The 14,376-nt window shown below is 74.8% G+C and carries 9 protein-coding genes; 6 read left to right on the top strand and 3 right to left on the bottom strand.

Going from position 1 to position 14,376, the window contains the following annotated elements; translation table 11 throughout:
- Positions 1-168: 168 nt before the first annotated feature.
- Entirely contained in the window at positions 169-1,974 is a 1,806-nt protein-coding gene (gene treS, locus AC07D6_RS08760; protein ID WP_479043050.1) for a maltose alpha-D-glucosyltransferase, read from the bottom strand.
- Positions 1,971-4,007: an alpha-1,4-glucan--maltose-1-phosphate maltosyltransferase gene (locus AC07D6_RS08755; protein ID WP_479043286.1), complete on the bottom strand. Its 2,037-nt coding sequence runs from the start codon at positions 4,005-4,007 to the stop codon at positions 1,971-1,973. Before AC07D6_RS08755 ends, treS begins: the two co-directional genes overlap by 4 nt.
- Before the next feature lie 565 nt (positions 4,008-4,572).
- Here AC07D6_RS08755 and AC07D6_RS08750 point away from each other — a divergent pair.
- The 6 genes from AC07D6_RS08750 to AC07D6_RS08725 all read left to right on the top strand — a co-directional run bounded on the left by AC07D6_RS08750 (position 4,573) and on the right by AC07D6_RS08725 (position 12,240).
- Entirely contained in the window at positions 4,573-5,526 is a 954-nt protein-coding gene (locus AC07D6_RS08750; RefSeq protein WP_315875557.1) for an AraC family transcriptional regulator, read from the top strand.
- 144 nt (positions 5,527-5,670) lie between these two features.
- Complete coding sequence (locus tag AC07D6_RS08745; protein ID WP_315875556.1) at positions 5,671-5,910, top strand: hypothetical protein; 240 nt, start codon at positions 5,671-5,673, stop codon at positions 5,908-5,910.
- Positions 5,911-6,118: 208 nt separating this feature from the next.
- Positions 6,119-6,328: a hypothetical protein gene (locus AC07D6_RS08740; RefSeq protein ID WP_315875555.1), complete on the top strand. Its 210-nt coding sequence runs from the start codon at positions 6,119-6,121 to the stop codon at positions 6,326-6,328.
- A gap of 14 nt (positions 6,329-6,342) precedes the next feature.
- The gene (locus AC07D6_RS08735) at positions 6,343-8,235 is read left to right on the top strand and encodes an FAD-dependent monooxygenase (RefSeq protein WP_479043048.1); all 1,893 of its coding nucleotides are present in this window, start codon (positions 6,343-6,345) and stop codon (positions 8,233-8,235) included.
- 135 nt (positions 8,236-8,370) lie between these two features.
- Positions 8,371-11,016, top strand: coding sequence for an alpha-glucan family phosphorylase (gene glgP / locus AC07D6_RS08730; protein WP_479043047.1), 2,646 nt, complete (start codon positions 8,371-8,373; stop codon positions 11,014-11,016).
- Positions 11,017-11,304: 288 nt separating this feature from the next.
- Positions 11,305-12,240 (top strand): hypothetical protein, encoded by a 936-nt coding sequence (locus AC07D6_RS08725; protein WP_479043046.1) that lies wholly within the window; start codon positions 11,305-11,307, stop codon positions 12,238-12,240.
- Positions 12,241-12,314: 74 nt separating this feature from the next.
- Here the strand turns inward: AC07D6_RS08725 and AC07D6_RS08720 are convergent, their stop codons facing one another.
- The gene (locus AC07D6_RS08720; RefSeq protein ID WP_315875551.1) at positions 12,315-14,357 is read right to left on the bottom strand and encodes a M4 family metallopeptidase; all 2,043 of its coding nucleotides are present in this window, start codon (positions 14,355-14,357) and stop codon (positions 12,315-12,317) included.
- Between the last annotated feature and the right edge of the window lie 19 nt (positions 14,358-14,376).

The raw sequence follows: 14,376 nt of genomic DNA, 5'->3' as shown, positions 1-14,376 counted from the left end.
TGCAGAGTGTCCCGGAATGCGGCATGGGCTGTCCGGCTGTGCGGGACGTGTCGGGCGGGGATGGTCCTTATAGACCCGAATCGACGTATGAGGGGGACAGTGCCCAGGGCGGAGCGAAGGAAACGCCCCGCCCCGACATCCGGGGCCGCGGGGGACGAAGACGCGCCGTCAGTGGCGCGCCGGTGCCGCGTCCGCGGGTGCGGCGGTGCCCCCGGCGGCGCGCTCCGCGGCCTTCCCGGCGGCGCGCCCGGCGGACTTGGCGCCCTTCGCGGGGAGCACCGCGTCCTTGCGCAGCCGGAACCAGTAGAAGCCGTGCCCGGCGAGGGTCAGCAGGTAGGGCCACTCGCCGATGGCGGGGAAGCGGACCCCGCCGATCAGCTCCACCGGGTGGTGCCCGTTGAACTGCCGCAGGTCCAGCTCGGTCGGCTGCGGGAAGCGCGAGAAGTTGTGCACGCACATCACCAGGTCGTCGCCGTACTCGCGGAGGAAGGCGAGGACGGCCGGATTCGACGACGGCAGCTCGGTGTACGAACCGAGCCCGAAGGCCGGGTTCTGCTTGCGGATCTCGATCATCCGGCGCGTCCAGTGCAGCAGCGACGACGGGGACGCCATCGACGCCTCCACGTTCGTCACCTGGTAGCCGTAGACCGGGTCCATGATGGTCGGCAGGTACAGCCGGCCCGGGTCGCAGGAGGAGAAGCCCGCGTTGCGGTCGGGCGTCCACTGCATGGGGGTGCGGACGCCGTCGCGGTCGCCCAGCCAGATGTTGTCGCCCATCCCGATCTCGTCGCCGTAGTACAGGATCGGCGACCCGGGCAGGGACAGCAGCAGGGCGGTGAACAGCTCGATCTGGTTGCGGTCGTTGTCGAGCAGCGGGGCGAGCCGCCGGCGGATGCCGATGTTGGCGCGCATCCGCGGGTCCTTGGCGTACTCCGCGTACATGTAGTCGCGCTCCTCGTCGGTGACCATCTCCAGGGTCAGCTCGTCGTGGTTGCGCAGGAAGATGCCCCACTGGCAGCCCGCCGGGATCGCCGGGGTCTTGGCCAGGACCTCGGAGACGGGGTAGCGGGACTCGCGGCGCACCGCCATGAAGATCCGCGGCATCACCGGGAAGTGGAACGCCATGTGGCACTCGTCGCCGCCGCCGGCGAAGTCGCCGAAGTAGTCGACGACGTCCTCCGGCCACTGGTTCGCCTCGGCGAGCAGCACCGTGTCCGGGTAGGCGGCGTCGATCTCCTTGCGGATCCGCTTGAGGAAGGCGTGGGTCGCCGGGAGGTTCTCGCAGTTGGTGCCCTCCTCCTGGTAGAGGTACGGCACGGCGTCGAGGCGGAAGCCGTCGATGCCCAGGTCCAGCCAGAACCGCAGCGCGGAGAGGATCTCCTGCTGGACGGCCGGGTTCTCGTAGTTGAGGTCCGGCTGGTGCGAGAAGAACCGGTGCCAGTAGTACTGCTTGCGCACCGGGTCGAAGGTCCAGTTGGACGTCTCGGTGTCGACGAAGATGATCCGGGCGTCCTGGAACTGCTTGTCGTCGTCGGCCCAGACGTAGTAGTCGCCGTAGGGGCCGTCCGGGTTGGCGCGGGACTCCTGGAACCACGGGTGCTGGTCGCTGGTGTGGTTCATCACGAAGTCGATGATCACCCGCATGCCGCGCTGGTGCGCGGCGTCCACGAACTCGACGAAGTCCGCCAGGTCACCAAAGTCCGGCAGCACCGACGTGTAGTCGGACACGTCGTAACCGCCGTCGCGGAGCGGGGACTTGAAGAAGGGCGGCAGCCAGAGGCAGTCGACCCCCAGCCACTGCAGGTAGTCCAGCTTGGCCGTGAGCCCCCTCAGGTCGCCGATGCCGTCGCCGTTGCTGTCCTGGAAGGAGCGGACCAGCACCTCGTAGAACACGGCCCGCTTGAACCAGTCGGGGTCCCGGTCCTTGGCGGGGGTGTCCTCGAACGTGTCGTGGACGGGCTCGTTCACGGTCATGATGTGGGTGACCCTCCGATCGGGGGAGACGGTCGCAGGACGGAACTGTGCTGATCCGGGGGACAGCCCCCGGATCCCCGGCACACCACCAGCACGTGCGCGGGTGCGACACCCGGCTCCAGGCGCACATAGTTGGTCCTGCCCCAGTGATATGTCTCGCCGGTGAGCTCGTCGCGCACCGGTACGGTCTCGTGCCAGTCGAGGCCGAGATCCGGCATGTTCAACGAAACCGTCGCCTCCTGGGTGTGGTGGGGGTCGAGGTTCACGACCACCAGAACCACGTTCGAGCCCTGCCGCTTGCTGTACGCGATGACCGCGTCGTTGTCGGCGTGGTGGAAGCGGAGGTTCCGCAGTCGCCGCAGCGCCGGGTGGCGGCGCCGCAGGCGGTTGAGCGCGGTGACGAGCGGGGCGATGCTGCGGCCCTCCCGCTCGGCCGCCGCCCAGTCACGGGGCCGCAGCTGGTACTTCTCCGAGTCGAGGTACTCCTCGCTGCCCTCCCGCAGCGGGGTGTTCTCGCACAGCTCGTACCCGGCGTACATCCCCCACGTCGGCGACAGCGTCGCCGCGAGCACCGCCCGCGCCTCGAACGCCGGCCGCCCGCCGTGCTGGAGGTAGGCGTGCAGGATGTCGGGGGTGTTCACGAACAGGTTCGGCCGCATGTAGGCGGCCGTCTCCGTGGACAGCTCCGTCAGGTACTCGGTCAGCTCCTGCTTGGTGTTCCGCCAGGTGAAGTACGTGTACGACTGCTGGAAGCCGATCGCGCCGAGCGTCCGCATCATCGCCGGCCGGGTGAACGCCTCCGCCAGGAAGATCACGTCCGGGTCGGTGCGGTTGACGGCGGCGATGACCTTCTGCCAGAACAGCACCGGCTTCGTGTGCGGGTTGTCGACGCGGAAGATCCGCACGCCGTGCGCCATCCAGTGCCGCAGCACCCGCACCGTCTCGCGGACGATGCCGCGCATGTCCTCGTCGAACGCGATCGGGTAGATGTCCTGGTACTTCTTCGGCGGGTTCTCGGCGTACGCGATGGTGCCGTCCGCCCGGTGCCGGAACCACGCCGGCCGCTTGCGCACCCACGGGTGGTCCGGGGAGCACTGGAGCGCGAAGTCCAGCGCCACCTCCAGCCGCAGCTCCCGCGCCCGCGCCACGAACGCGTCGAAGTCCTCCAGCGTGCCCAGGTCGGGGTGGACCGCGTCGTGCCCCCCGGCGGGCGAGCCGATCGCCCACGGCACGCCCGGGTCGTCGGGGCCGGCCGTCAGCGCGTTGTTCGGGCCCTTGCGGTGCGTCGTGCCGATCGGGTGGATCGGCGGCAGGTACACCACGTCGAACCCCATCGCGGCGATCGCCGGCAGCCGCTCGGCCGCCGTGCGGAACGTCCCCGACACGAGCCGGCCGTCCTCGTCGCGGTACGCGCCCTCCGAGCGCGGGAACATCTCGTACCACGAGCCGTACAGCGCCCGCTCCCGCTCCACCAGCAGCGGCAGCGGCCGGGACGCGGTGACCAGCTCGCGCAGCGGGTGGCGGTCCAGCACCTCCCGCACCTGCCCGGCGAGCGCGGCGGCGAGCCGGTCGGCGGGGGAGCGGTGCGCGTCCCGCAGCGCGTCCACCGCCGCCAGGACGGCCTCCCGGCCCTCCTCCTTCGGGACCCCGCCCGCGGCCCGCTCGTGCAGGGCGGCGCCCTCGGCCAGGACCAGCTCCGTGTCGATGCCCGCGGGCACCTTGATCCCGGCCTCGTGGCGCCAGGTGGCGACCGGGTCGCTCCACGCCTCCACGTGGTACGTCCACAGGCCCTCGCGGGTCGGGGTGACGTCGGCGCCCCAGCGGTCCGTGCCGGGCGCCAGCTCCCGCATCGGGGTGAACGGGCCGGGCCGCCCCGACGGGTCGGTGAGCACGACGTCGGCGGCCACCGCGTCGTGGCCCTCCCGGAAGACCGTGGCCGACACCTGGAAGGTCTCCCCGGCCACCGCCTTCGCGGGCCTTCTGCCGCAGTCGACGACGGGGGAGACGTCCAGAACGGGGATACGACCGATCATCGCGTTCACAGCATCACCTGAGGATTGTGTACGAGGTATCGCTCTTTGTAACCGCTCTGTTGCGGCACGGCGCGGCGCGGGCATCACCGCTCCTCTCCGGGTTCACTCGGGTGGGCGGGTACCGGGTGAGCCTTCCCACACCCCTCGGGTGGGCAATCCGGGGGTTTCCCGCCGATCGGCCCGCGGGGGCGTCGGGCCAGACAGCCGAGGACCGGCCCCGTTCGGAGGAAATCCGGGGCCGGACGGCGGCCGGGTGTGTCACCTCTCCCCCGGGGCCGTTCCCCCTCCGGGGCGCCCGCGGGCCCCGGCGCCCGCGCACCCCGGCGCCCGCGCCCCGGCTCCAGGGGCCCTGCGCCCGGCGCCCCGGCCCCGCGGGCGGGCGGTGGCGCCGCCCCGGGAACCGGCCGTCCCCACCCCGGCGACGAGCGTCGGAAAGTGAGCGGACATGTGGCTGAAAGGCCTTTCGATAGGGTGTCCCCGCTGCCGGGGGAGGCGCCTTTCAGGCCGGCGGCGACAGCTTTGGCCGATCAATTGACAAACCGGGGCGGGGGTTGAGGGATCGTCCATGGACATCGTGCGGAACGACAGCGACGACCTCCTGAGCGAGTTGCTGAGGCCGCTCCGGCTCACCGGGGTCTTCGACAGCCGCTGGCGCGTACGGGCCCCCTGGGCCATCGAGGGCGACGCGGAGCGCAGCGTCGCCGTCCTCCACTACGTCGTCGAGGGCGTCTGCTGGATCAGCGGGACCGACCAGCCCGCCCAGCGGCTCCTCGCCGGTGACCTGGCCGTCTTCCCGACCGGCGCGGCCCACCGCCTCTCCGACCACCCCGAGCGGCAGGGCGTCCCCCTCAGGGCCGTGCTGCCCGAGCGGCAGCCCGGTACGTCCGGCGAGATCGACATCGACGGCGAGGGCCCCGAGAGCCGGCTGCTCTGCGCGGGGCTGCACTACGACTCCAGCGCCGCCACCGACCTCTACCGGGCCCTGCCCTGGGTGCTCGTCCTCGACCGCTCCCAGGTCGACCGGGAGCCGCTGCTCCGCGACACGCTGCGGCTGCTCGCCTCCCCCGACCGGCCCACCGGCCCCGGCGACCGGCTCATCACCCTGCGCGCCTTCGAGATGGCCCTCGTCCTCGCGCTGCGCCCGCTGCTGCGCGACTTCACCGAGAACCCCGCCGTCCTGCCCGTGCTGCGCCACCCCGGCATCAGCCGCGCCATGGTCACGATCGCCACCCGGTTCGCGGAGCCGTGGACGATCGAGTCCCTCGCCCGCGAGGTCGGCATGTCCCGCTCGGCGTTCACGGCCGCCTTCCGCGAACTCGTCGGGGAGGCGCCCGCCCGCCACCTGACGGGCCGCCGCATGCAGGAGGCGGCCCGGCTGCTGTGCGAGACGACCCTGCCGCAGTCCGCCGTGCCGCAGCGCGTCGGCTACCAGAGCGCGGTCGGCTTCCACCTCGCCTTCCGCAAGTGGTTCGGCAAGACGCCCGGCGAGTACCGGTCCCACGCGGCGACCCTCGCGTGAGCCCCGCCCGGCGTACGGGGCATTCCGGTCGCAACGGCGCGCAACGGCTGGCCGGTTCTTAAGGACCGCTGGACGGACGTTCATTGCCCCGGGCGGCCGTGGGGGGTCAGGCTCTGCACGGCACAGCCGTTCCCCGGAGGAGACATGGTGACCAGGTCCGGTCAGGAGTACGCGCGGTCGCCGCGCGACGGCCGCGCGGCACGGCCCGGCGGCGAGCGGGTCGAGGACGTGACCGGACGCCCCGCCTCCCCGGCCCCCCGCCCGTACGGCTGCCGCCTCGCCGAGGCGCCGTACGGACGGACCGGCCGCCCGGCCCGCGAGGCCCTCGCCCGCGCGTGCCCCGGCGGGTACGGCCCGGGCGGCGCCGCCCGGGACCCCCGGTGACCCGCCCGGCCGGCACGAGCACGGCGCGCCGGCCGCGCCCGCCCGCCCCCCGGCCGGCGCCCCGGCGCCAGGACGGGGTGGGCGCCCCGCGGTGACCGCCCGGCGGCCCGGTGCGGACCCCCGGCGGCCCCCGCCGCCCGGGCCCGTCCCGCCCCGCCGGAGCGGACCGCGTCACACCTCATCCACACATGCCCGAGAGGGGCCTGCGTTGATCCAGTACGACCTGGTCGAGCCCGGACTCGCCACCTGCGCCGAACCGCGTTGCCGCACAGCCGGGGCACGCGCCGCCGCCCCGGCCGCGCCCACCGCCGCCCCGCCGCGCTCCGGCCCGGCCCCGGACCCCGTCCCGGCCCCGGTCCGCGGCGACGGGTCCCCCGTCCGCCGCGCCGCGGTCCCGCCGCGCACCCCGGCCGCGTGAGGGGACCACGGGACATGACTCCGGACCACACCGCCCGGGACACCGCCCCGCCCGCACCCGACGACCCCGCCCGCCCGGCCCCGGACGCCGTCCCGGGCGCCGCTTTCGGTACGGGTCCTGTCGCCGCTTCGGACGCCCCTGCGGTCGCCGCTCCCGACGCCGTTCGGGACGCCGCCTCCGGCGCGGGCTCCGATGCCGTCTCGGGCGCCGCTTCCCGCACGGACCCTGACGCCGCCCCGGTCGCCGCTTCCGGTACGGCCTGCGGCGCCGCCCCGGACGCCGCCCCCGTCTCGGGCGCCGTCTCCGGCGCGGGCCCCGGCATCGCTCGCGAGGCCGCCCGTGCCACCTGCGCGCGGCAGGAGGCCGCCGAGTGCGGCGGGGCCGCCGCGGCCCGCTCGCTGGAGCCCGACGTCCTCGTCGTCGGCGGCGGGGTCGCCGGGCTCACCACGGCCCTCGCCCTGTACGCCGCCGGCTTCGTCCGCGTGACCGTCGTCGAGGCGGCCTCCGGGGCGCGCCCCGCGGACGCCGGGCTGACCCTCATGCCCGACGCCGCACGCGAACTCGACGCGCTCGGCCTGCTCGGCCGGCTGGAGGCCGACGCCGTCCGCACCCGCGAACTGCGCTACTACCACCGCTGCGGCGCCCTCGTCGCCCGCGAGGAGCGCGGCCTGCGCGCCGGCTACCGCTGGCCGCAGCTGTCCGTGCGCCGCGCCCACCTCCAGCGGGTCCTCGCCGACGCCGTGCGCGAACGCCTCGGCGCGGGCGCCCTCGTCACCGGCGTCCGCGTCACCGGCGTGGAGCGACCGCCCGGCGGCGCGCGGCCCCGCGTGCGGATCGAGCACCGCTCCGGAGGCGGCGTCCGCAGCCTCTCCTGCCTCGAACCGGACCTGCTGATCGGTGCCGACGGCGTCCGCTCGACGGTGCGCTCCGCGCTCCACCCCGACGAGGACGAACCCCCGGGGAGCGGGATGCTCGTGTGGCGCGGCGTGTCCCGGATGGACGCCCGCCGCACCCCGCCGTTCACGCTCGTCGCCGGGGACGACCGGCAGAAGGCCGTCGTCCACCCGTTGACCGCGCCGTCCCCGCACCGTCCCGAGGTCCTCGTCGGCTGGACGCTCGCCCTGCCGGCGGACACCGCCGGCGAGCGGCCCCCCGGGGACGGGGACCGCCCCGTACCGGTCGAGCGGCTCCTCGGCCGCTACACGGGCTGGGAGTTCGACGGGGTCAGCCTCCCGGAGGTACTGCGCGCGGCCGACGGCGCGTACGCACACCCGGTGGCGGACCGCGCGCCCCTCGCCCGCTGGAGCCACGGCCGCACGACCCTCGTCGGCGACGCCGCCCACGCCGCGTACCCCGTCGAGTGCGGCGGCGCGACCCGCTCCGTCATCGACGCCCGCGCCCTCGCCCACGCCCTGGCCGTCCACCCGGACCCGGTGGAGGCCCTCGCCGCGTACGAGGCCGAGCGCCGCCCCGCCACGGCCGGGCCCCGGCACGCCGGCCGGAGCCCCGGCCCGCAGGCCCTCGCCCACCCGGCCCGCGAACGGGCCCCCGGCGGCCCCACCGGCATCGACGACCTCGCCCCGCCGGAGGAGCGCCACGCCCTCACCGCCCGGTGCGCGGCCGTCGGGGTGCCCGACCGCGAGGCGGTCAACCAGGGCTCCCCGTACGACATCCCGGCCCCCGTCCCCCTTCCCCCCGGCGCGCCCGCCGGCGGCACCCCGCTCCTCGGCGCGCCGGGGCGCACCCCGTTCGCCCACGGCGCCCCGGTGCACGGCCTCCCCGCGCCCGGCGCACCCGGCCGGGGAGTCCCGTTCCGCGCCGCGCCGTCCTACGCCGCGCCCACGTACGGCTTATCCGCGCGCGCCGCACCGCTCCACGACACGCCCGGTACACACGTGCGCCCCTGAACGCGCCCCCCGTGCCACGTGCGCCGCGCGCCATGGCCGCGCGCGGTGCCGTGGCACTACCGTCTGGGCAGGAAGGCGGACGCATACCGTGGTGTGTCCGCCACTGTACGTATCTCCCCTGCGAAGGTGGAACACGTGAAGGCCATCCGTCGATTCACCGTCCGCCCCGTCCTGCCCGACCCCCTGCGACCCCTCAGCGACCTCGCGCGCAACCTGCGCTGGTCCTGGCACGCCGAGACCCGTGAGCTGTTCCAGGCCGTCGACCCCGAGGGGTGGCGCGCGGCCGGCGGCGACCCCGTCCGGCTCCTCGGCACCGTGTCCGCCGCGCGGCTCGGCGAACTGGCCAGGGACCGGAGGTTCCTGCGCCGCCTGACCGCCGCCGCCGACGACCTCGACGACTACCTGCGGGGCCGCCGCTGGTACCAGAACCGGACCGCCGGGGAGGGCGACGACGCCGACCTGCCCGACGCCGTCGCGTACTTCTCGCCCGAGTTCGGCGTCACCGCCGCCCTGCCGCAGTACTCCGGCGGCCTCGGCATCCTCGCCGGCGACCACCTCAAGGCCGCCAGCGACCTCGGCGTCCCGCTCGTCGGCGTCGGCCTGCTCTACCGGCACGGCTACTTCCGCCAGTCGCTCTCCCGCGACGGCTGGCAGCAGGAGCACTACCCGCTCCTCGACCCCAACGAGATGCCCCTGACCCTGCTGCGCCGCCCCGACGGCGGCCCCGTCCGCGTCTCCCTCGCCCTGCCCGGCGGACGCTCCCTCCACGCGCACGTGTGGGTGGCGCAGGTCGGCCGGGTCCCGCTGCTCATGCTCGACTCGGACGTCGAGGAGAACGGGCCGGGCGAACGGAACGTCACCGACCGGCTCTACGGCGGCGGCAGCGAACACCGGCTGCTCCAGGAGATGCTCCTGGGGATAGGAGGTGTCCGGGCCGTACGGGCGTACTGCGCCCTCGCCGGCCACCCCGCGCCCGAGGTGTTCCACACGAACGAGGGCCACGCCGGCTTCCTGGGGCTGGAACGCATCCGGGAGCTGACCGACCGGGGCACCGACTTCGACGCCGCCCTGGAGGCCGTCCGGGCCGGGACGGTCTTCACCACCCACACGCCCGTCCCCGCCGGCATCGACCGCTTCGACCGCGACCTCGTCGCCCGCCACTTCGGGCCCGGCGCCGAACTGCCCGGCGTGGACGTCGGCCGCGTCCTCCAGCTCGGCCGCGAGACGTACCCGGGCGGCGACCCGAACGTCTTCAACATGGCCGTCATGGGGCTGCGCCTCGCCCAGCGGGCCAACGGCGTATCCACCCTGCACGGCGCCGTCAGCCGCTCGATGTTCGCCGGCCTGTGGCCCGGCTTCGACCCGGAGGAGGTGCCGATCACCTCCATCACCAACGGCGTCCACGCCCCCACCTGGGTGGCGCCCGAGGTGGTTCGGCTCGGCGCCCGGCAGATCGGCGTGCAGCGCGCCGAGGACGCCCTCAGCGTGGGCGGCTCGGAGCGCTGGGACGCCGTCGCGGAGATCGACGACGCCGCGCTCTGGGAGCTCCGCCGCGACCTGCGGGAGCAACTGGTCCACGAGGTGCGGGCCCGGCTCCGCGCCTCCTGGCGGGAGCGCGGCGCCGGCTCGGCCGAGCTGGGCTGGATCGACGGGGTCCTCGACCCGGACATCCTCACCATCGGCTTCGCGCGCCGCGTCCCCTCCTACAAGCGGCTGACGCTGATGCTCCGCGACCGCGACCGGCTGCGCGAGATGCTGCTGCACCCGACGCGGCCCGTGCAGATCGTCGTCGCGGGGAAGGCCCACCCGGCGGACGACGGCGGGAAGCGGCTGGTGCGGGAGATGGTCCGGTTCGCCGACGACCCGCGCGTGCGCCACCGCATCGTCTTCCTGCCCGACTACGGCATGGGGATGGCGAAGACGCTGTACCCGGGGTGCGACGTGTGGCTGAACAACCCGCTGCGCCCCCTGGAGGCGTGCGGGACGAGCGGCATGAAGGCCGCGCTCAACGGGTGCCTCAACCTGTCCGTACGGGACGGCTGGTGGGACGAGTGGTACGACCCGGACTTCGGCTGGGCCATCCCCACCGCCGACGGCCCCACCACCGACGAGGACCGGCGCGACGACCTGGAGGCGCACGCCCTGTACGAGCTGATCGAGCAGCGGGTCGCGCCGCGCTTCTACGACCGGGGCGCCAACGGGCTGCCCGAGCGGTGGATCGAGATGGTCCGCCGCACCCTCACCTCCCTGGGCCCGAAGGTGCTGGCGGGACGCATGGTGCGGGAGTACGTGGAGCGGCTGTACGCCCCGGCCGCGCGGGCGCACCGCGCCATGGACCCGGACGCGGCGCGGGAGCTGGCCGAGTGGAAGTCCCGGGTGCGGGCGGCCTGGTCGGGCGTCGCCGTCGACCACGTCGAGGTGGACGAGACCAGCGAGGTCGCGGAGCTGGGCTCCACGCTGGCCCTGCGGGTCCGGGTCGCCCTCGGCGACCTGTCCCCGGAGGACGTGGAGGTCCAGGCGGTCGCCGGCCGGGTGGACACCCGTGACGCGCTGGCCGACGCCCGGACGTTCCCGCTGAAGCCGGCGGGCGGCGGCAGCGGCCCGGACCAGCAGGGCCGCTGGGTGTACGAGGGCCCGCTGACGCTGGACCGGACGGGTCCGTTCGGCTACACGGTCCGCGTCCTGCCGGCGCACCGGCTCCTCGCGTCCGGCGCCGACCTGGGGCTGGTGGCGCTGCCGGCCGAGTCGGCGGCGGAGGGCGCGGGCGTCCTGCTGCGCTGACCGGGGCCCGGAGCCCGGGGCCGTCGCCCCCTCCCCGCGCGGGGGGCGACGGCCCCGGTCCCAGCCTGCCGTCCCGCACGGGGTCCGGGCGTCCTCCCGCGGTCCCGGTCCCCCTCGGCCTCCGGACGGACCCGCCCCGGTACCGGAGGATGAGACGGTTCCTGGTACAACCGTTCGACCGTCCCGGGGGTCGTACCCGGCTGTACGGGCCCGTCCGCGGCACGTGGTCGCGGACGGGCCGTCGGCTCAGCGCTCCCCGGCGGGAGCGCACCGATCCCGAGGTGTTCCATGAAACGTGCACGTGCCCTGTCCCTCGCGGTGGCGGGCGCCGCCCTGGCGCCCGCGGTGCTGTTCGCGGCCCCGGCCGCCCAGGCGTCCGGGACGCAGGACCTCCCCCGGGAGGTCCTCCCCTGCCCGCGGGACGAGAACAACCGGGACCCGGAGAACAAGGTGGCCGTGGCGGTGGAGGGGGTGCCCGACCGGATCGTCGCGGGCGACGGCTGGCACGAGGTCACCCTCCGGCTGACCAACACCTCGGACGCGCCGATCGAGGACGTCGGCTGGCGGCTCGGCGCCGACAACGGCGAGGGGATGTCGCAGGACTGGCTCGGCACCTACACGGACACGCAGCTCAAGGTGGTCGACGGCTGGCGGCCGGGCGCGCACGGCATGCACGCCGACGAGACGGACCTGGCCGCCCGGCAGACGGTGGACGTGCGGCTCCGGGTGAGCGTGAACGCCCAGGCGCCGACCGGCAGGGGCTGGCTGTTCGCCAGCGCCTGGTACCTGAACGCCGAGAAGAACTGCAACCACGGCTTCGACACGTACGACCAGTACGACTTCCAGGTGCTGCCCCCGGCCCAGGGCGGCGGGCAGCAGCCGTCCCCGACCGCGAGCGCGACGCCGTCCCCGACGGCATCCGCGTCCCCGACGGCGACCGCGACGGCGACCGCGAAGCCGTCGCCGTCCGCGTCCGCCACCGGGTCGCCGTCCGCGTCCGCCTCCCCGTCGCCCACCGCGACCGCGAGCGCGACGGCGTCCGTCACCGCGGCGCCCGCGCCCCAGCCGCACGGCGGGACCCCGGCGGGCGGCGCGCTCGCGGACACGGGCCCGTCGTCGGCGCTGGGCGCCGCCGGGCTCGCGGGCGGCGCGGCGCTCGCGGCGGGCGGGGGCCTCGTCCTGGCGGTGAGGCGCCGCGCGCGGGGTGGTGCGGCCGGCGCGTAGGCGGTCCGGGTACGCGTGAGGCCGCCGCTCTCCGGGGGCGGCGGCCTCCTCGCGGCCCGGTGGGGCCTCCCGGCCTACGGGAAGGTCAGCTTGAAGCCGTTGATGTAGCCGGTGTCGTAGCGGGCCGTGTCCTGGGCGCGGAGCTGCCAGGTGCCGTTGGCGACCTCGCTGGACGCGTCGACCGTGTACGTCTCCTGGACGTTGTCGGCGGAGTCGTTGCTGCTGGAGTTCTTCAGCCGGTACGCCGTGCCGTCCGGGGCGACGAGGTCGACGACGAGGTCGCCGCGCCAGGTGTGGACGATGTCCACGCCGACCTTCAGCGCGGCGGGCGCGTTGCCGGTGATGCCGGTGACGGCGACGGACGAGGAGACGGCCGCCCCGGCGTCGGGGATGTTCACGTCCGCGGCGTTCTCGAAGACCTTGCCGACGGGCGGCTCGCCGCCGCCGGGACGGGCACCGACGTTGACGCCGGCCCAGGCGTTCTCGACGGCCTTCACCTCGGCGCTGCCCGCGCCGTACAGCTCGGTGGCGACGGCGACCGTGCCGGTGCGGGCGCCCGCGTAGTTGGTGGTGCTGGTGAACTTGGTGGTGAGCGCCTTGAACCAGATCAGCGCGGCCTTGTCGCGGCCGATGCCCGTGACGGGCAGCCCGTCCGAGGTCGGCGAGTCGTAGGTGACGCCGTTGACGGTCTTGGCGCCGCTGCCCTCGGACAGCAGGTAGAACCAGTGGTTCGCCGGGCCCGACGAGTAGTGCACGTCGACGCTGCCGATGCCCGAGTACCAGTAGTCCTTGGACGAGCCGTCCTTGCTCGGCTTGTCCATGTAGCGCAGCGGGGTGCCGTTGCCGCGGATGTCGACCTTCTCGCCGACCAGGTAGTCGCCGACGTCCTTGGGGTTGTTGGCGTAGAACTCGACGGCGGCGGCGAAGATGTCGGACGTCGCCTCGTTCAGGCCGCCGGACTCGCCGCTGTAGACGAGCTTCGCGGTCACGGAGGTCAGGCCGTGGGTCATCTCGTGCGCGGCCACGTCGATGGAGGTGAGCGGCTTGGCGTTGCCGGAGCCGTCGCCGTACGTCATGCAGAAGCAGCTGTCCTGCCAGAACGCGTTGACGTAGTTGTTGCCGTAGTGGACCCGCGAGTACGCGCCGACGCCGTCGCCCCGGATGCCGGAACGGCCGTGCACGTTCTTGTAGTAGTCCCAGGTGAGCGCGGCGCCGTAGTGGGCGTCGGCGCCCGCGGTCTCCAGGTTGGTCGGGGTGCCGTCGCCCCAGACGTCGTCGGCGCCGGAGAACAGCGTCCCGGTGCCGGACGAACCGCGGTTGAGGTTGTACGTCTTGTGGCTGCCGCGCGCGCTGTCGGTCAGCGTGTACGAGCTGCCGGACTGGGCGGTGCCCAGGGTGACCTGGCCGCTGTACTGGGTGTTGCCGGTGCCGTTGTGGACGGCCTGCCACTCGTACAGCTTGGCGCCCGTGGCGGCGTCGGTGACGACGTGCAGCTCGTTGGGGGTGCCGTCGTGCTGGAGGCCGCCGACGACGGTCTCGTACGCGAGGACGGGCTTCCCCTGCGCGAGCCACACGACCTTGCGGGGCGCCCGCTCCGGCTCCGACGCCTTCGAGCCCTCCGCGCGGGCGGCGGTGAGCGCCTGCCGCTCGGCCGCGGCCGGGGCGACGTCGGCGGTCGTGTCGACGTTCTTCAGCTCCGCGCGGGACGCCTTGGCGACGCTCTCCGTGCGCCCGGACCCGTTCTCGGTGACCAGGAGGTCGCCGCCGAGGACAGGCAGTCCGGCGTAGGTCCGCTCGTAGCGCGTGTGGGTGGTGCCGTCGCGGTCCTGGACCACGTCGCGGACGACGAGCTTCTCCTGGGCGCCGAGGCCCAGCTCCTTCGCCTTCGCGGCCTTGCCGGCGTCGGCCGCGCGGATGAGCGCGGTGCGCTGCGCGGGGGAGAGGTCGGCGGGGAGCGCGCCCGGGTCGGCCTGGGCCGCGGTCTGGCCCTTCGGCGCCGCGGCGGTCCGGGAGCCGTCGGCGGTGGCCGACCCGGTCTGGACGCCCACGACGAGCATGGCGGCGGCGGCTATCAGGGCGCCGGTGGCGGTCGCGCGACGGGATGGCGTGGATCTCACGCGGGACTCCTTTGCGAGG

It is taken from the genome of Streptomyces sp. NPDC045287 (assembly GCF_056432325.1).
Note: the sequence above shows the minus strand (reverse complement) of the source record. Positions and strands in the feature narration are given on the sequence as shown.